At 60.3% G+C, this 16159-nt stretch carries 20 protein-coding genes and 1 riboswitch; of the genes, 10 read left to right on the top strand and 10 right to left on the bottom strand.

The window, feature by feature from the left end; genetic code table 11:
* The first annotated feature begins 4 nt into the window (after nt 1–4).
* The 5 genes from BJ885_RS03795 to hpxK are packed head-to-tail and all read left to right on the top strand — an operon-like array spanning nt 5 to nt 4534.
* On the top strand, nt 5–670 hold the full coding sequence (locus BJ885_RS03795) for an amino acid ABC transporter permease (protein ID WP_045401934.1): 666 nt from the start codon (nt 5–7) through the stop codon (nt 668–670).
* A complete protein-coding gene (locus BJ885_RS03800; RefSeq protein ID WP_072034229.1) occupies nt 670–1326 on the top strand; it encodes an amino acid ABC transporter permease in 657 nt (218 codons plus the stop codon). The genes BJ885_RS03795 and BJ885_RS03800 overlap by 1 nt, the downstream gene beginning before the upstream one ends.
* Nucleotides 1307–2044, top strand: a complete 738-nt coding sequence (locus BJ885_RS03805) for an amino acid ABC transporter ATP-binding protein (protein ID WP_121931221.1) — start codon at nt 1307–1309, stop codon at nt 2042–2044. The genes BJ885_RS03800 and BJ885_RS03805 overlap by 20 nt, the downstream gene beginning before the upstream one ends.
* A 13-nt stretch (nt 2045–2057) precedes the next feature.
* On the top strand, nt 2058–3299 hold the full coding sequence (locus BJ885_RS03810) for an alanine--glyoxylate aminotransferase family protein (RefSeq protein WP_121931222.1): 1242 nt from the start codon (nt 2058–2060) through the stop codon (nt 3297–3299).
* Nucleotides 3296–4534, top strand: a complete 1239-nt coding sequence (hpxK, locus tag BJ885_RS03815; protein WP_121931223.1) for an allantoate amidohydrolase — start codon at nt 3296–3298, stop codon at nt 4532–4534. Before BJ885_RS03810 ends, hpxK begins: the two co-directional genes overlap by 4 nt.
* A 43-nt stretch (nt 4535–4577) precedes the next feature.
* Here hpxK and BJ885_RS03820 read toward each other — a convergent pair whose 3' ends face one another.
* Entirely contained in the window at nt 4578–5579 is a 1002-nt protein-coding gene (locus BJ885_RS03820; protein WP_029741838.1) for a magnesium transporter, read from the bottom strand.
* A 60-nt stretch (nt 5580–5639) separates the two neighbouring features.
* Nucleotides 5640–5809: riboswitch (M-box (ykoK) riboswitch) on the bottom strand.
* A 159-nt stretch (nt 5810–5968) separates the two neighbouring features.
* Here BJ885_RS03820 and BJ885_RS03825 point away from each other — a divergent pair.
* Nucleotides 5969–6472, top strand: a complete 504-nt coding sequence (locus tag BJ885_RS03825) for a DedA family protein (RefSeq protein ID WP_121931224.1) — start codon at nt 5969–5971, stop codon at nt 6470–6472.
* A gap of 1 nt (nt 6473) precedes the next feature.
* Here the strand turns inward: BJ885_RS03825 and BJ885_RS03830 are convergent, their stop codons facing one another.
* Nucleotides 6474–7223: an SDR family oxidoreductase gene (locus tag BJ885_RS03830; protein WP_121931225.1), complete on the bottom strand. Its 750-nt coding sequence runs from the start codon at nt 7221–7223 to the stop codon at nt 6474–6476.
* Between the two features lie 100 nt (nt 7224–7323).
* Between BJ885_RS03830 and BJ885_RS03835 the strand changes: the two genes are divergently transcribed.
* A complete protein-coding gene (locus tag BJ885_RS03835; protein ID WP_121425836.1) occupies nt 7324–7683 on the top strand; it encodes a helix-turn-helix domain-containing protein in 360 nt (119 codons plus the stop codon).
* A gap of 1 nt (nt 7684) precedes the next feature.
* Here the strand turns inward: BJ885_RS03835 and BJ885_RS03840 are convergent, their stop codons facing one another.
* Nucleotides 7685–8479 (bottom strand): SDR family oxidoreductase, encoded by a 795-nt coding sequence (locus tag BJ885_RS03840; protein ID WP_121931226.1) that lies wholly within the window; start codon nt 8477–8479, stop codon nt 7685–7687.
* Nucleotides 8480–8604: 125 nt separating this feature from the next.
* Nucleotides 8605–9048: a helix-turn-helix domain-containing protein gene (locus BJ885_RS03845; protein WP_121931227.1), complete on the bottom strand. Its 444-nt coding sequence runs from the start codon at nt 9046–9048 to the stop codon at nt 8605–8607.
* A gap of 152 nt (nt 9049–9200) precedes the next feature.
* On the opposite strand from BJ885_RS03845, the gene agp reads away from it, so the two are divergent.
* The gene (gene agp, locus BJ885_RS03850) at nt 9201–10442 is read left to right on the top strand and encodes a bifunctional glucose-1-phosphatase/inositol phosphatase (protein WP_063439636.1); all 1242 of its coding nucleotides are present in this window, start codon (nt 9201–9203) and stop codon (nt 10440–10442) included.
* A 33-nt stretch (nt 10443–10475) separates the two neighbouring features.
* On the opposite strand, the gene BJ885_RS03855 is transcribed toward agp, so the two are convergent.
* Together BJ885_RS03855 and wrbA are read right to left on the bottom strand one after the other, a co-directional pair.
* Nucleotides 10476–10703, bottom strand: a complete 228-nt coding sequence (locus tag BJ885_RS03855; protein ID WP_008499832.1) for a YccJ family protein — start codon at nt 10701–10703, stop codon at nt 10476–10478.
* 20 nt (nt 10704–10723) lie between these two features.
* The gene (gene wrbA / locus BJ885_RS03860; protein WP_023311076.1) at nt 10724–11320 is read right to left on the bottom strand and encodes an NAD(P)H:quinone oxidoreductase; all 597 of its coding nucleotides are present in this window, start codon (nt 11318–11320) and stop codon (nt 10724–10726) included.
* A gap of 390 nt (nt 11321–11710) precedes the next feature.
* Here wrbA and BJ885_RS03865 point away from each other — a divergent pair, with 390 nt between their 5' ends.
* Both BJ885_RS03865 and BJ885_RS03870 read left to right on the top strand, forming a co-directional pair.
* Nucleotides 11711–11881, top strand: coding sequence for a general stress protein (locus BJ885_RS03865; protein WP_023311077.1), 171 nt, complete (start codon nt 11711–11713; stop codon nt 11879–11881).
* Between the two features lie 117 nt (nt 11882–11998).
* On the top strand, nt 11999–12922 hold the full coding sequence (locus BJ885_RS03870) for a DMT family transporter (protein ID WP_121931228.1): 924 nt from the start codon (nt 11999–12001) through the stop codon (nt 12920–12922).
* Here BJ885_RS03870 and rutG read toward each other — a convergent pair.
* From rutG to rutD, 4 genes are read right to left on the bottom strand one after another with little or no spacing between them, the layout of a single operon-like run.
* Nucleotides 12910–14232: a pyrimidine utilization transport protein G gene (gene rutG / locus BJ885_RS03875; protein WP_023311081.1), complete on the bottom strand. Its 1323-nt coding sequence runs from the start codon at nt 14230–14232 to the stop codon at nt 12910–12912. The genes BJ885_RS03870 and rutG overlap by 13 nt on opposite strands.
* Before the next feature lie 21 nt (nt 14233–14253).
* Nucleotides 14254–14748 (bottom strand): NADH-dependent FMN reductase RutF, encoded by a 495-nt coding sequence (gene rutF / locus BJ885_RS03880; protein WP_121931229.1) that lies wholly within the window; start codon nt 14746–14748, stop codon nt 14254–14256.
* Nucleotides 14749–14757: 9 nt separating this feature from the next.
* Nucleotides 14758–15348: a malonic semialdehyde reductase gene (locus BJ885_RS03885; RefSeq protein WP_121931230.1), complete on the bottom strand. Its 591-nt coding sequence runs from the start codon at nt 15346–15348 to the stop codon at nt 14758–14760.
* A 9-nt stretch (nt 15349–15357) separates the two neighbouring features.
* Complete coding sequence (rutD, locus tag BJ885_RS03890) at nt 15358–16158, bottom strand: pyrimidine utilization protein D (protein ID WP_121931231.1); 801 nt, start codon at nt 16156–16158, stop codon at nt 15358–15360.
* Nucleotide 16159 lies beyond the last annotated feature (1 nt).

The raw sequence follows: 16159 nt of genomic DNA on the forward strand, positions 1-16159 counted from the left end.
GCCGATGACGGAGCAACTTCATTTCTCCGCGCTCTGGCCGCACTGGCCGGAGCTGCTGGCGGGGCTGTGGGTCACCGTTCAGCTGACGGTGATGGCGACCGTCGGCGGGCTGGCGATAGGTATTTTCGGGGCGGCGATCCGCAGCGGACGCACCACCTGGTTCAGCCGGATCTGGGGCGCGTACGTGGAAATTATCCGCAACACGCCGTTTGTGGTGCAGCTGTTTTTCATCGTCTTCGGCCTGCCGAATCTCGGGCTGAAGATGACGGCGGGGGAAGCGGCGCTGCTGGCCATGGTGGTGAACCTGGGGGCGTACAGCACCGAAATTATCCGCGCGGGCATACAGGTCACGCCGAAAGGGCAGTGGGAAGCCGGACGCGTGCTGGGGCTGACCCGCCTGCAGACCTTTATTCGCGTGGTGCTGCCGCCCGCGCTGCAGCGCATTTACCCGGCGCTGGTGAGCCAGTGCATTATCGTGATGCTCGGCTCGTCGGTGGTGTCGCAGGTCTCGTATGAAGAGCTGACCTTCGCCGCCAACCTGATCCAGTCCAGAACGTTTCTGAGCTTTGAGGTCTATCTGGTGACAACCGGCATTTACTTAGCGCTGTCGATTACCCTGCGCCAGCTGATGATGGCGGCAGGACGCAAATGGCTGGGGGTGCAGGCATGATGACCACCTTTACCGACTGGGACATTATTCGCAACCTGCTGCTGGCCGGACGCTGGACGGTGCTGCTGTCGCTGGTGGCGTTTGTCGGCGGGGCGGCGGTGACGCTGCCGCTCCTGCTGCTGCGCCTCACGGGCGGTCGCACGGTGAAGCGCATCATCCGCGGCTATATTGAGCTGTTTCAGGGCACGCCGCTGCTGATGCAGCTGTTTCTGGCCTTCTTTGGCGTGGCGCTGTTCGGCATCGACGTCTCGCCGTGGACCGCCGCCTCGCTGGCGTTAACCTTCTACACCAGCGCGTTTCTGCTCGATATCTGGAACGGCAGCATTCGCGCGCTGCCGAAAGGGCAGTGGGAAGCCTCGCGCTGTCTGGGACTGACCTTTGGCCAGACCCTGTTTCGCGTCGTCGCCCCGCAGGCGCTGCGCATCGGCATCGCCCCGACGGTCGGATTTGCCGTGCAGGTGATCAAGGGCACCGCGCTGGCGTCGATCATCGGCTTTATCGAGCTGACCAAGGCCGGGACCATGCTGACCAACGTGACCTATCAGCCGTTTAAGGTCTTTGCGCTGGTGGCGCTCGGCTACTTTATTCTGTGTTATCCGCTGTCGCGCTACAGCCGCTATCTGGAGACGAAATTCAATGCCTCTCATCACCATTAATCAGGTGCAGAAATACTACGGCGATAACCACGTGCTCAAGGGCGTCGATCTGGATATCGACATGGGCCAGGTGATCTCCATTATCGGACGCAGCGGATCGGGCAAAAGCACGCTGCTGCGCTGCATCAACGGACTGGAAGGCTATCAGGACGGCAGCATCAAGCTGGGCGGCATGACCATTACCGACCGGGATTCTCAGGCGCGGGAAATCAGCCGCTCGGTCGGGATGGTGTTCCAGAGCTTTAACCTGTTCCCGCACATGACGGCGCTGGAAAATGTGATGCTCGCCCCGCGTCGGGTGCTGAAGAAAAGCGCCGCCGAATGCCGGGCGCTGGCGCAGCGCATGCTGGAGAAAGTGGGCCTAGGCGATCGTCTGGATTTTTACCCGTCGAGCCTCTCCGGCGGCCAGCAGCAGCGCGTGGCGATTGCCCGGGCGCTGGCGATGTCGCCGAAAGTTTTACTCTGTGACGAGATCACCTCCGCGCTGGACCCGGAGCTGGTGGGCGAAGTGCTCAAGGTGCTGGAGCAGCTGGCGGCCGAGGGGATGACGCTCATACTGGTTACCCATGAAATGAATTTTGCCCGCGAAGTGGGCGACCGCGTGGTGTTTATGCACCAGGGGAAAGTCTGGGAGCAGGGCGACAGCAAAACGCTGTTCGCCAACCCGCAGACCACGGAACTGAAGCAGTTCATCTCCTCCGTGCGCGGCCTCAACTGATAAGGACTTAACAATGGATATCGCACGCTTTCCGCAAATCAACCCGCCCCAGCGCCTGCTGATGGGGCCGGGCCCGATCAACGCCGACCCGCGCGTGCTGCGCGCCATGTCGAGCCAGCTGATCGGCCAGTACGACCCGGCCATGACCCACTACATGAACGAGGTGATGGCGCTCTATCGCGGGGTGTTCCGCACCGAGAACCGCTGGACGATGCTGGTGGACGGCACCTCCCGCGCGGGAATTGAAGCCATTCTGGTCTCCGCCATTCGCCCGGGAGATAAGGTGCTGGTGCCGGTCTTTGGCCGTTTTGGTCACCTGCTGTGCGAAATTGCCCGCCGCTGCCGCGCCGAGGTGCATACCATCGAGGTGCCGTGGGGCGAGGTGTTCACCCCGGACCAGGTAGAGGATGCGATTAAGCGTATTCACCCGCGCCTGCTGCTGACCGTGCAGGGCGACACCTCCACCACCATGCTGCAGCCCCTCGCCGAGCTCGGCGCCATCTGCCGCCGCTACGACGTGCTGTTTTACACCGACGCCACCGCGTCGCTCGGCGGCAACGCGCTGGAGACCGATGCCTGGGGGCTGGACGCCGTCTCGGCCGGGATGCAGAAGTGCCTCGGCGGCCCGTCGGGCACCTCGCCGATCACCCTGAGCGCGCGCATGGAGGAGGCGATCCGCCGCCGCAAATGCGTTGAGGAGGGCATACGCACCGACGCCCACCGCGACGGCGACGAGGAGATGATCTACTCCAACTATTTCGATCTCGGCATGGTGATGGACTACTGGGGGCCGGAGCGGCTGAACCACCATACCGAAGCCACCACCGCGCTGTTTGGCGCCCGCGAATGCGCGCGTCTGATCCTGCAGGAAGGGCTGGATAACGGCATCGCGCGCCATAAGCTGCACGGCGATGCGCTGTTGAAGGGCATTCAGGCGATGGGGCTGGAGACCTTCGGCGACCTGAAGCACAAGATGAACAACGTGCTGGGCGTGGTTATCCCACAGGGCGTCAACGGCGACCAGGTGCGCAAGCTGATGCTGGAGGATTTCGGGATTGAAATCGGCACCTCGTTTGGTCCGCTGCACGGCAAAGTGTGGCGCATTGGCACCATGGGCTACAATGCGCGCAAAGACTGCGTGATGACCACCCTGAGCGCGCTGGAGTCGGTGCTGAACTACCTGAAATTCACCACCACGCAGGGGGCCGCCATGCAGGCCGCGTGGGACCACTATCGCCGCGAGACGCCGCAATGAGCCCGGCGGCTGAACGGGTGATGGCGCGCGCCGACGCGCTGGCCGCCATCAGCGAAACCCCGGATGCGCTGACGAGGGTTTATCTCTCAACCCAGCATCTGCAGGCCAACCAGCTGGTGGGGCAGTGGATGAGCCAGGCGGGAATGACCGTCTGGCAGGACAGCGTGGGCAACATCTGTGGACGCTATGAGGGCGCGCAGGAAGGGGCGCAGGCGGTGCTGCTCGGCTCGCATCTGGATACCGTGCGCAACGCCGGGCGCTACGACGGTATGCTCGGCGTGCTTGCCGCCATTGAGGTGGTGGACAGCCTGCACCAGCAGGGTGTGCATCTGGCGCAGGCCATCGAGATTGTCGGCTTTTGCGACGAAGAGGGGACCCGCTTCGGCATTACGCTGTTAGGCAGCCGGGGGCTGACGGGCACCTGGCCGCAGGGCTGGCTGGAAAAAGCCGACGCCAGCGGAATCAGCGTGGCGCAGGCGATGACCCTGGTGGGGCTCGATCCTGCCCGCGTGCTGCATGCCGCGCGCCGTCAGGAGGATTTCAGCGCCTATCTGGAGCTGCATATTGAGCAGGGGCCATGCCTTGAGCAGGAGGCGCTCGCCCTTGGCGTGGTGGAAGCCATTAACGGCGCGCGTCGTCTGAACTGCCGCTTCACCGGCGAGGCCGGTCACGCGGGAACCGTGCCGATGCACCACCGCAGGGACGCGCTGGCCGCCGCCGCCGAGTGGATGGTTATTATTGAAAACGCTACCCGACAGCAGGGCGGCAACCTGGTGGCGACGGTTGGCGAGCTGCGCTGCCTGCCGGGGGCGGTGAACGTGATCCCCGGAGAGGTTCAGCTCTCGCTGGATATTCGCGGGCCGCAGGATGCGCCGCTGGATCGGTTGCTTAACGACCTGCTGGAACATGCGCAGGCGATCGCCTCGCGCCGCGGTCTGGACTTCAGCGCCGAGGAGTTTTACCGCATTGCCGCCACGCCGTGCGATATCCACCTGCAAAACGTGCTGGGGGAGGCCGTCACATCGGTACAGGGTCGCTCGCTATCGCTGCCCAGCGGTGCGGGCCACGACGCGATTGCCATCGCGGAACGCTGGCCGGTCGGCATGCTGTTTGTGCGCTGCAAAGAAGGCGTCAGCCATCATCCGGCGGAATCGGTGATGGCTGAAGATGTCGCCCTGGCGATTGAGGCGTTTGGGCTGGCGGTAAGAACGCTGGCCGACAGTGGCCCGTGTTAAATTGTAGGCCGGGTAAGCGCAGCGCCACCCGGCAAGGTCAGCGTTACTCCAGCCCCAGCGTATATTGCGCGATCTTAAAGTAGATAATCAGCCCGGTGCCGTCGATAAGCGTCGCGATAAACGGCGCGGAGACGACCGCCGGGTCAATGCCGCAGCGCTTGAGCACCATCGGAATGACGGACGACACGATCGCGCTCCAGAGCGTTATGCACACCAGCGTCAGGCTGACGATAAGCGTGATTTCCAGCCCAATCCCCATCATCCAGGCGCGAATGCACCCTGCGATACCGAGCGTGGCGGCAATCATCAGCGAGGTGGTCATCTCTTTACGCAGCACGCGGCCCACGTCGCGCAGACGGACTTCCCCCAGCGCCATGGCGCGTACCAGCGTGGAGGTGATCTGCGTCCCGCTGTTGCCGCCCGTGCCGATCAGCAGCGGAATAAAGAACGCCAGCGCGATAGCGGACTCCAGCGCCTCTTCAAAATGCTGGATCACCGAGCTGGTATAGGCCTCCGCGACAAACAGCAGCAGCAGCCAGACGGAGCGTTTCTTCCACAGGCTGTACGGGCTGGTGTCCAGATAGGGCTTCTCCAGCGGCAGCGTTGCCCCCTGAAGCTGGGCGTCTTCGGTGACGTCATCTTCCAGCAGATGGGCGATTTCGCGCTCGGTCAGGCAGCCGACGAGCTTGCCGTGGGTGACCACTGGCACCACGTCCGCGCCGCCGTGCGCCAGCAGTCCGGCAACGTCGGCACGTTCATCCTCCGGTTTGACCTGCAAAAACTGCGAAATCATCAGCGATTTCACCGGCTGTACCGTATCGGCGGTTTGCAGCAATTTACGTACGGCAATCATGCCCGCCAGGCGGCCATTGTCTTCAATAAAAATATGAGACGGAATATCGTCGTCTTTTAATTTTTCGAAGAATTGCTCGCGCGCCAGCGCCACGCATAATGAAATATCGAGGACAATAAAATCGGTATTCATATATTGCGCGATGGCGCTGTCATTGAATGCCAGGTTCTGGTTGTGAATAGCGTAAGACATAGTGAATTCCCTTTGAATAATAACATCTCTCAGGGGCGAGCAAGACAGGGCATGTCGAAGAGGAGATCCCCACGTCCTGGGTTCAGCACTGTACACCGTATCCCGCGAGGGAAGTTATACTGACAAAGCCTTGATTCGACAGTGCCTGTTTTACCCTGTGTCGATTCTCTCGAACCTACCAGAGCGATAACGTGTATTTGTACAGGAGCCTCGCCATAACGAGATCGTTGTAAAACGAGAGGAATAATACGCTTATTTAAATTTACCGCTCAGAAAATTAAATAATGTTTAAGAACGGTTTAGCCGATTTTTATTAATAAAATGTTGAGGATTTATTTAAGTTAATTCATTTCTAATGGAGGATTAAATAACCAACGGAGGAGAGGATAATGGCGTGGTTTGATAATCTGCTGAATCATTTTGCGCTGTATCCGGCACATCTTTTTGCGCTGTTATTTGTGATGGCGCTGAGTAAATCGACGGTGCTAGTCTCCTCCGTGCTGCCGCCCGCCTCGGTGATGCTGCTGGCGGGCATTACCGTCAGCCAGGCGAGCATGCATCCTGCGCAGGCGTGGCTGGCCGTGGTGTTGGGGGCAGCGGCGGGTTCGGTGCTGAATTACCATATCGGCCAGCTGATGGGGCACACCCGGTTGGTCACGCGTTTTACCACAAAGCATCCCGATAAGTTTTTGCGGGTACAGCATCAGCTGCAAAAGAACGGCGTCATCGTGCTGTTTACGTCGCGCTTTCTGGCGGTGTTGCGCTACATCGTGCCGCTGGCGGCGGGGATGCTCAGGCTGAATGCAGTCAAGGTTTACGCCGTCAGCCTGCTTTCCGCCTGCGCATGGGCGGCGCTGTATGTCGGCATCGTCACCGGCATCAGCGCCTTTTGAGTTACAAACTCCCCATTCCGCCGTCCACCAGCAGCTCCGTTCCCACCGTGTAGCTCGACTCGTCGGAGGCCAGATAGAGCGCGGCTTTTGCCAGCTCCGTCGTCGAGCCCATTCTGCCGAGCGGCACCAGCTTGATGACCTCTGCCATCATCGCGTTAAGCGCCTCGTCGCTTAAGCCCGTCTTCGTAAACGCCGGGGTTTCCACCGGACCGGGGCTCAGACCGTTGACGCGGATCCCGCGCGGCAGCAGCTCCGCCGACAGCGTGCGCGCCAGCGACAGCAGGGCGGCCTTGCTCGCGGCATACACGCTGCTGGTGGGCAGGCCGATGCGTGCGCTCACGGAGCCGCAGAGGATCACCGACGACGGGTTATTCAGCAGCGGCAGCAGCGCCTGAATTAAAAAGAACGGTCCCTTCAGGTTGATGCCCATCAGGCGGTCCCAGGCATCCTCCTGCCAGGCTTCCAGCGGCGCGTGCGTCACGTCACCGGCGTTGAGAAACACCGCGTCGAGGCGTGGCCAGCGGGCGGCGAGGGTTTCCGCCAGCGCTTTTTGCGACGTGATATCGCCCGCATCGGTCGGGATCACCCAGGCCTTATCGCCAAGAATACGTTCTGCTTCGGCGAGGGTGTCCGGATTGCGTCCGGTCACGGCGACGCGCGCGCCTTCGGCGATAAACGCCTGCGCGGTGGCGAGGCCGATGCCGCTGGTGCCGCCGGTAATCAGCGTATATTTATCTGTTAAACGACCCATGTTCTTCTCCTGAAATGTCACTGGAGAAAGCACTATAGAAACGTTAGTATCGAAAGGAAACCAGGTACCAAATGGATACTAAAGAGGCAAGAGGTGTGCTATGGCAGAAATGCTGGAGGTGTGCTGCGAAAAAAAATCTGAGGCGTATACCTGCCCGATGACGCAGTTTGTCAACCTGATATCCGGTAAGTGGGCGATCCCCATTCTCTACCGCCTGATTGTGTTCAACACGCCCGTACGCTTTGGCGATCTGCTGCGGGCCGCTGCCCCCATCACCCAGAAAGAGCTGACGAAGCAGCTGCGCCTGTTTGAGCAGCGCGGGCTGGTGACGCGGACGGTCTACCCGGAGATCCCGCCGCGCGTGGAGTATCAGATCACCGGGCTGGGGCTAACCCTGCAGGACGCACTCTCGCCGCTGGCCGCCTGGATGAGCGAGTACGGTGACCAGCTGGAGCGTTAGGCTACTGTTTTACGTAGCGCGGTGCCGGAATGCCGGTGCGCGCGCTGTTGAATAGCTCAAGTCGCGCCGCTTCGTAGCGATCCCACAGGCCGGCGTCGTGCATCGGCGGGATGGTGATCGGTTCACCCTGATCCAGGCCTGCCAGCGACGCATCCACCATATCGTCGGTGGTCATCACCGATCCTTCCGGCAGATCGTTCACCGTGACGCCCGAATGGCTCCAGATTTCGGTCGCCGTCGCGGCGGGCAGCACGGCCTGAATGCGCACGCTGCTGTCGGCAAACTCTTCCTGTAACCCACGGGTAAAGCTCAGCACCCACGCCTTAGTGGCGCTGTAGAGGGCGCTGCCCGCCCGCACGTGCAGGGCCAGCACGGACGCGATATTGATCAGCGTGCCGCGATTGTTCTGCTCCAGGCGGGGCAGGATGGCGTAGGTCAGACGCATCAGCGCCGTGGTGTTCAGGGTGTTAATAGCCTGATGCTGCGCCACCTCGCCCGCGAGAAAAGGTGCCATCTGCGCGGTGCCCGCGTTGTTAACCAGCGTATCAATGGCGGTATTGCTGCGCAGTTCTTCTTCCACGGCGCGGATCCCGGTCTCGTCGGTAAGATCGGCGACCAGAATATCGACGGCCACGCCATAGCGCGCGCGCAGGTCGGCAGCGAGGGTTTTCAGGCGATCTTCGCGACGAGCGACCAGCACCAGGTTAGCGCCGCGCGCGGCAAGGCGATCGGCATAAACGGCACCAATCCCGGAAGAGGCACCCGTAATCAGGGCGGTGGTGATTTGCGTAGTCATCGTGTGTTACCTCAAGGCAAAGTGGGTTATTTGGTTTCAAGATGAAACTGAATAAACTCTCTGTCATTTGGTTTTATAATGCAACCATTTTGCTGAGCATTTTGTGCTTTTGCCGTCGGTTACGATCATGAGGGAAGTTTTGCCACGATCTCTTCAGGCGTCAGTTCGCGCCCATCGTCGGCGATAAGCGCCAGCTTGCGCAGGGGTTTGCGCTGTTCAGCATCGACCAGCACGGTGCCGCATTCGTTATCCGCAAACAAAAATTCATTGCCCCACTGGGAGAGGGCAACCAGCACCGTTTGCAGGGCACGCCCCTTGTCTGTCAGGACGTATTCCTGCCAGGCGCTGCCGTCGGACGCGGGCTGAAGCCGGAGGATGCCTTCGTCGACCAGCAGTTTCAGCCGCGTGGTCAGCATGTTTTTCGCAATGCCGAGACTTTTCTGGAACTCGCCGAAGCGTTTAATCCCGCGCAGCGCGTCGCGAACAATCAGCAGCGACCACCAGTCGCCGATGATATCCAGCGAACGGGCGACGGGGCAGGTGCTCTCTTCGAGGCGGGTACGTTTCACGGTCAATTCTCCGGTGGTGTGTAGTTTTATTATAAAACTTATTGGTACACACCGTAAGCACGTTAATCATCAGTTTGAGAAATGCTTCCCGGAAAATTGTCACGAATCTGTCACACTGAACGCGACATTTTAAAACGAGTGAGGAATTTGGGATGAGAAAAGCACTACTCGCGCTGGCGGTCGCCGGTTCCATTTCAGCAACGTTTGGCGTGCAGGCGCAAGAGACGCCGGAAGGGTATCAGCTGGAGCAAGTTTTAATCATGAGTCGCCATAACCTGCGCGCACCGCTCGCCAATAACGGCAGCGTGCTGGAGCAGTCCACGCCGAAGCAGTGGCCGGAGTGGGAGGTGCCGGGCGGTCAGCTCACCACCAAGGGCGGCGTGCTGGAAGTCTATATGGGCCATTACATGCGCGAGTGGCTGGCGCAGCAGGGCATGGTCAAGACGGGAGAATGTCCAGCGGCGGATAGCGTTTATGCTTACGCTAACAGCCTGCAGCGGACCGTCGCCACCGCGCAGTTCTTTATCACCGGCGCGTTCCCGGGCTGCGACGTTCCCGTGCACCATCAGGAAAAAATGGGCACCATGGATCCGACCTTCAATCCGGTGATTACCGATAACTCGCCGGAATTCCGCGAAAAAGCGCTCAAGGCAATGGAGTCCGAGCGGCAGAAAATGCAGCTTACCGAAAGCTATAAGCTGCTGGAGCAGATGACGAACTACGCCGATTCTCCGTCCTGCAAAGAGAAAAAGGTCTGCTCGCTGGCGGATGCGAAAGATACCTTCAGCGCCGACTATGAAAAAGAGCCTGGCGTATCCGGGCCGCTGAAGGTGGGTAACTCGCTGGTGGACGCGTTCACGCTGCAGTATTACGAAGGCTTCCCGGCCGACCAGGTAGCCTGGGGCGAAATCAAAACCGACCAGCAGTGGCGCGTGCTGTCGAAGCTGAAGAACGGCTATCAGGACTCGCTGTTTACCTCTACCGAGGTGGCGCAAAACGTGGCGAAGCCGCTGGTGAAGTACATTGATAAAACGCTGGTCACCGAACAGGCAAAAGCGCCGAAAATCACCCTGCTGGTGGGGCATGACTCGAACATTGCTTCCCTGCTGACGGCCCTGGATTTCAAACCGTATCAGCTGCACGACCAGCAGGAGCGCACCCCCATTGGCGGCAAGATTGTCTTCCAGCGCTGGCATGACAAAAACGCCAATCAGGAGCTGATGAAAATTGAGTATGTCTACCAGAGTTCAGAGCAGCTGCGTAACGCCAGCGTGCTTTCGCTTCAGTCGCCCGCGCAGCGCGTGACGCTGGAGCTGAAAGGCTGCCCGGTGGATGCGAACGGCTTCTGTCCTGTCGATAAATTCAATGCGGTAATGAATAACGCGGCGAAGTAAAGGAGAACCCCCCGCTGCGGCGGGGGGAAACGCTTAGACGTTTTTACGTTCGATGGTTTGCTCGCCCCAGAAGAGCGAGTCTTTATCCGTTTTTTCGAAGGCGCGCACCAGCACCTCATCGTTACCTTCCTCCCAAATCTGCTCGGCCAGCTTTTCATCGTACTTCGCGACTTCAAAGATAGCTTCGGCAATCTCCGGAGAGGTGTTGCGTAAACTTGCCCATTCGCCCACGTGGTGAGCTTTGGATTCTTGAGTTGGCATGCTTGTCCTCCTGTTGGGTATTAGCCGTTCAGTTTTTTGGCCAGACCCGCGACGTATTCACCCTGATAGCGGGCGATAGACAGTTCTTCATTGCTTGGCTGACGTGAGCCATCCCCACCGGCAATGGTGGTTGCGCCGTACGGCGTACCGCCACGCACCTGGGAAATATCAAACAGCTCCTGGGCGCCGTAGCCAATCGGCACAATCACCATCCCGTGATGAGCAAGGGTAGTCCAGGTTGAGGTAATCGTCTGCTCCTGACCGCCGCCGGTGCCGGTTGAGCTGAATACGCTGGCGAGTTTGCCGTAGAGCGCCCCGGATGCCCAAAGCCCGCCGGTTTGATCGAGGAAGGTGCGCATCTGGCCTGACATATTGCCGAAGCGGGTCGGTGTGCCGAAGATAATGGCATCATAGTCCGCCAGCTCCTGCGGGGTGGCGACCGGAGCGTTTTGCGTTTTCCCCCCGGCTTTCAGGAAGGCTTCCGCCTGCATGGTTTCCGGTACGCGTTTCACCACAACCTCAACGCCATCAACCCTGTTCGCACCTTCTGCTACCGCGTGAGCCATGGTTTCAATGTGTCCATACATGGAATAATAGAGCACCAGAACTTTTGCCATTTTGCATCACTCCTCGTTGGTTTTTCTGACAGCGGATCGCTGCGTTCTTTTAAAGATATGCCATCACAGCCAGACTGCAAAAATGAACGGCATTTCTTTGATTTATAACAATATGGTTACAAAAAGGCTTTGTAGCAAAATGAAACAACTTTTTGGCGGCGGATTTTTGAAATGATAAGAAAGGTTTATGAATCACCGTCGCGTCATCTCACCCGAAAGGCTGAGTTCATGTTGCAGAATATTACCTGCGGCTTGCCGGATAGCGGCATTCCACTAAGCTTAGTTTCACGCGGCACAGATAAAGGCACTGTCCTTGTGTTGCGAGGTGAAAGAATCCTCTTTTACTGAATGCAATATGATGTCTAATGTTTCACATTCTGGAGGTTAGAGATGGCAAACCATCGTGGTGGTTCAGGTAATTTCGCAGAAGACCGTGAAAGAGCATCAGAAGCAGGCCGTAAAGGTGGCCAGCATAGCGGGGGCAACTTCAAGAATGACCCGCAGCGCGCATCTGAAGCTGGCAAGAAAGGGGGCAAAAACAGCCACGGCAGCAGTAAGTAACACGCCGGGTTGAACCCCTGCCGCCGGGATCTCCCGGCGGTTTTTTTATTTCTGCAACATTGAACTGTAACCAAAGGCAACGCACACTAGAGAATTGATCTTAACCGCGAGTGCCGCATGTCTGTCTCACGCTTCAAATTCTCCGTTAAACCGCAGGAAGCCATCCTCATCCTCATCACTATGTTCTGGGGCGGGACGTTTCTGGCCGTTCAGTACGCGGTGACCCTCAGCGACCCGTTCTTTTTTGTTGGCCTGCGCTTTGCGACGGCGGCGCTTGCCGTAGGGCTGATTTCACTTAAAACGCTGCGGGGGCTGACGCTTACAGAGCTTAAGGCCGGCGTGGCGATTGGGGTGGCGATAGCGATGGGCTACAGCCTGCAAACGTGGGGATTGCAGACCATCTCCAGCAGCAAATCCGCGTTTATCACAGCGATGTATGTGCCGCTGGTGCCGCTATTGCAGTGGCTCTGTCTCGGCAGAATTCCGGGTCTGATGTCATGTATTGGCATCGTGCTGGCGTTTATCGGCCTGATCCTACTGGCCGGCCCGGAAAACAACCTGCTTGCGCTGGGGCCGGGCGAAATCATCACCCTGATTGGGGCGATTGCCATTGCTGCGGAAATTATTCTGATTAGCGCCTGGGCGGGCAAGGTCGACGTCAAACGGGTGACGGTGGTGCAGCTCGCCACGGCGTCGCTGGTGGCGTTTGCGACGATGGTTCCGGCAGGTGAATCCGTGCCGCCGATGTCCACCGGCCTGGTGGTGGTCGCACTGGGGCTGGGTATCTTCAGCGCCATTATTCAGGTCACCATGAACTGGGCGCAGCGCAGCGTATCGCCAACCCGCGCGACGGTGATTTATACCGGCGAACCGGTCTGGGCGGGAATTTTCGGACGCATTGCTGGTGAGCGCTTGCCGCTTCTGGCGCTGGTGGGCGCGGCATTTATTGTCGCCGGGGTGCTGGTGAGCGAGTTAAAACTCAAACGGAAGAAGAACGCGCTGCCAGAAAATGACAGCGCGGCGTTAAATCACGAATCCTGATGCACGACGGCGCCCTGCGGCGCGGCGGCCATCCGGCGGCTCAGCAGGGCGTTAAGCAGGATCGCGCCGAAGGTCGCCGTACCAATCCCGCCAATCGTAAACCCGCCCAGCGTCAGGGCAAAATCGCCCGCGCCCAGCACCAGCGTGACCGCTACCATAATCAGGTTGCCGTTCTGGCTGAGATCGACGCGATGCTGCACCCAGATGCGCGCCCCGGCCACGGCGATCAGCCCAAACACCACAATCGATGCCCCGCCGATAACCGGTGACGGAATGGTGTGGATCAGCGCGCCGAACTTCGGCGAGAAGCCGAGCAGCATCGCCATCACCGCCGCCGCCACGAAGACCAGCGTCGAGTAGACCTTGGTCACCGCCATCACGCCGATGTTTTCAGCATAGGTGGTGACGCCGCTGCCGCCTACGGAACCGGAGAGCATGGTCGCCAGACCGTCACCGACGAACGCGCGGCCCATGTACGGATCCATGCTGCGCCCGGTCATTCCCGCAACCGCCTTCAGGTGGCCTAAGTTCTCTGCCACCAGGATCACCGCCACCGGTGCGATAAGCATCATCGCCTGGGTGTTAAAGGTGGGCGAGGTCACCTTCGGCAGGCCAAACCAGGCGGCCTGATGCAGTAGGGTAAAATCAACCGGCTTTCCCAGACCGAAAACGTTGGCCAGCAGGGCGTAGACCAGACAGGCGACAATCAGCCCAACCAGGATCAGTAGCCGCTGGATCATGCCGCGCGTGAACACCGCCACCAGGCCGATGCACAGCACGGTGATCACCGCCATCCAGCTTTCAAACGGCGAGGCGGAGACGCTCCTGACCGCAATCGGGGCGAGGTTCAGGCCTATCGCCATCACCACGGCGCCCGTCACGACCGGGGGCATCATTCGCTCGATCCAGCGCGTGCCGATTTTCATCACCACCAGACCAATCAGTGTGTACACCAGACCGCAGGCGATGATGCCGCCGAGGGCCACGCTCAGGTTGGGGTTGATCCCCTGGCCGTTAAATCCGGTGGTGGCGATGACCACCCCGACAAAGGCGGCGCTGGAGCCGAGATAGCTGGGCACGCGCCCGCCGGTGACGAAAAAGAACAGCAGGGTACCGATACCCGACATCAAAATAGAGAGGTTGGGATCCAGTCCCATCAGCATCGGCATCAGCACGGTGGCGCCAAACATGGCGACCGCGTGCTGAACGCCCATCACCATCGTCTGCCCGAGCGGGAGGCGTTCATCCGGCGCGACCACGCCTGCTTCTGTGGAGGTCGATTTCAACTGCCAGTGGGGAAATCCGAACATGGTCTGTCTCCTTAAGGCGGGTTAACAGGCGGGGCGCATAAGCGCGTGGTAGCCGCGGTCAAACCACACCAGCCCTTGCGGCGCGGGGTGGCGAATAATCGAAATAATGTCGCAAAACAGAATGTCGTGGGTGCCGACGCTTACCACCTGGCTGATGCGGCAGTCAAACGAGGCCAGCGCATCTTCCAGGCGCGGACAGCCCGTGTCGCCCGTCTGCCAGCGGGCGGCGGCAAAGCGTTCTGCCATCGGCGTTTTCCCGCCAAACAGGTTAGATAAAGGCTCCTGTCCGGCGCTCAGGGTATTCACGCAAAGGGTGCGGTTTTCGCTAAAGGTTGACCAGACGGACGCGCCGCGGTTCAGGCACACCAGCAGGGTGGGCGGTGAATCCGTGACGCTGCACACCGCGCTGGCGGTGAAGCCTGCCATCCCCGCCGGGCCGTCGGTGGTGATGATGTTGACCGCCGCGCCAACGCAGGCCATGGCGTCGCGAAAGGTTTGTTTATCCGGTGTCGTCATAATCGCTCCTTACGCCAGCCCGCAGGCATCGTCGAAGTCCAGACGCGGCAGGCGCCCGTAAAGTTTGCGGGTATCGCCATAGCCAATGTTGATCAGCAGATTGCTTTTAAGCGTCGTGCCGGTGAAAAAGGCCTCGTCGACCTTCTGGCGGTCAAATCCCGACATCGGGCCGGTGTCCAGCCCCAGGGCGCGACAGGCGAAAATCAGGTAGGCGGCCTGCATTGAGCTGTTGCGAAAGGCGGTCTCTTCCGCATGCGCGGGGCTGGTGGTAAACCAGCTCTTTGCATCGCCGTGCGGGAACAGCTCGGGCAGGCGCTCGTAGAACTCACTGTCCCAGGCGACAATCGCCGTGACCGGGGCGGTGAGCGTTTTCTCGAGGTTGCCGCTGGAGAGCGCCGGGCGCAGCTTCTCTTTCCCCTCCGCGCTTCGCACAAACACAATCCGCGCCGGGGAGCAGTTGGCGGACGTTGGCCCCCATTTCATCAGGTTGTAGATTTCGCGCAGCGTTTCGTCGCTGACGGGCATATCCAGCCAGCCGTTGTGGGTGCGGGCGCCGGTGAACAGCGTTTCCAGCGCGGCGGGGGTAATGGCTTCGCTCATTAAAGCTCCTTATAAAGCGGGTTCCGGGCTGTGCAGCAGGCTGGCAAGCCCGTTCAGCAACAGGGTGTTAAAGGTATCCGGCTCGGTGACGTTGCAGGCATGCCCGCCCTGGCGCATCACCGCGCTGCGGCTGTGCGGGATCGCCGCCTGCAGTTCCGACGAGCAGACGGAGGGCACCAGCATGTCGTCGGCGGAACAGATAATCTGTACCGGGCAGCGAATGCGCGCGGCATGGCGGCTGAAGTCGGCCTTTTTCAGGGCGCTGAGCCTGTGCAGCAGGTTGGATTTGCCCTGGAAATGGGCCAGCGCCAGCGCCTCTTCTGCCTCCAGGCGAGGGGCGCGGGCGGCCATCCAGTCCGCCGGGTAGAGAAACAGCGGCTGCGCCTCGACCCACGCCTGCGCGCCGCCGTAATGCAGCAGGCGCTCGCGGATCTGAAAGCAGCGGCGGGTGTGGGCGTTGAGGGTCAGCCAGCCGTTGACGCACACCAGCGCGGTGAGGGCGTCTGGCCTGTCGAGGGCCAGCTGCAGGCCGACCAGCGCCCCCAGCGCGTGACCCACGACGCAGTAGCGGGCAATCCCGGCATCCGCCAGCGCCTGGGCCAGCTCGTCCGCCATCTGCGCAAGGCTGTACCCTTCCGGCAGGGTGTCAGGGTTATTGCCCGTTCCCCGCTGGTCATAGCACACCACCTGATACTCCGGCTCCAGCGCGGCCAGCTGGGGCAGCCAGTAACTGCCGCTGCCGCCGAGACCGGAAATAAAGACCACCACGGGCGCGCCCTCATACGGCGGCGGCGAGACGTAAAGTTTCATA

Origin of the sequence: Enterobacter sp. WP_7_1 (assembly GCF_003688535.1) — a bacterium.
GTDB classification, from domain to species: domain Bacteria; phylum Pseudomonadota; class Gammaproteobacteria; order Enterobacterales; family Enterobacteriaceae; genus Enterobacter; species Enterobacter asburiae.

Bases quoted from the DNA above. Each gene is read 5' to 3' on its own strand.
- BJ885_RS03810 (WP_121931222.1), top strand. From the start codon at position 2,058: ATGGATATCGCACGCTTTCCGCAAATCAACCCGCCCCAGCGCCTGCTG.
- BJ885_RS03800 (WP_072034229.1), top strand. From the start codon at position 670: ATGACCACCTTTACCGACTGGGACATTATTCGCAACCTGCTGCTGGCC.
- BJ885_RS03820 (WP_029741838.1), bottom strand. From the start codon at position 5,579: ATGTCTTACGCTATTCACAACCAGAACCTGGCATTCAATGACAGCGCC.
- rutG (WP_023311081.1), bottom strand. From the start codon at position 14,232: ATGTTCGGATTTCCCCACTGGCAGTTGAAATCGACCTCCACAGAAGCA.
- BJ885_RS03865 (WP_023311077.1), top strand. From the start codon at position 11,711: ATGGCAAACCATCGTGGTGGTTCAGGTAATTTCGCAGAAGACCGTGAA.
- rutF (WP_121931229.1), bottom strand. From the start codon at position 14,748: ATGACGACACCGGATAAACAAACCTTTCGCGACGCCATGGCCTGCGTT.
- BJ885_RS03870 (WP_121931228.1), top strand. From the start codon at position 11,999: ATGTCTGTCTCACGCTTCAAATTCTCCGTTAAACCGCAGGAAGCCATC.
- BJ885_RS03830 (WP_121931225.1), bottom strand. From the start codon at position 7,223: ATGGGTCGTTTAACAGATAAATATACGCTGATTACCGGCGGCACCAGC.
- BJ885_RS03795 (WP_045401934.1), top strand. From the start codon at position 5: ATGACGGAGCAACTTCATTTCTCCGCGCTCTGGCCGCACTGGCCGGAG.
- BJ885_RS03805 (WP_121931221.1), top strand. From the start codon at position 1,307: ATGCCTCTCATCACCATTAATCAGGTGCAGAAATACTACGGCGATAAC.
- wrbA (WP_023311076.1), bottom strand. From the start codon at position 11,320: ATGGCAAAAGTTCTGGTGCTCTATTATTCCATGTATGGACACATTGAA.
- hpxK (WP_121931223.1), top strand. From the start codon at position 3,296: ATGAGCCCGGCGGCTGAACGGGTGATGGCGCGCGCCGACGCGCTGGCC.
- BJ885_RS03885 (WP_121931230.1), bottom strand. From the start codon at position 15,348: ATGAGCGAAGCCATTACCCCCGCCGCGCTGGAAACGCTGTTCACCGGC.
- BJ885_RS03835 (WP_121425836.1), top strand. From the start codon at position 7,324: ATGGCAGAAATGCTGGAGGTGTGCTGCGAAAAAAAATCTGAGGCGTAT.
- BJ885_RS03825 (WP_121931224.1), top strand. From the start codon at position 5,969: ATGGCGTGGTTTGATAATCTGCTGAATCATTTTGCGCTGTATCCGGCA.
- rutD (WP_121931231.1), bottom strand. From the start codon at position 16,158: ATGAAACTTTACGTCTCGCCGCCGCCGTATGAGGGCGCGCCCGTGGTG.
- BJ885_RS03855 (WP_008499832.1), bottom strand. From the start codon at position 10,703: ATGCCAACTCAAGAATCCAAAGCTCACCACGTGGGCGAATGGGCAAGT.
- agp (WP_063439636.1), top strand. From the start codon at position 9,201: ATGAGAAAAGCACTACTCGCGCTGGCGGTCGCCGGTTCCATTTCAGCA.
- BJ885_RS03840 (WP_121931226.1), bottom strand. From the start codon at position 8,479: ATGACTACGCAAATCACCACCGCCCTGATTACGGGTGCCTCTTCCGGG.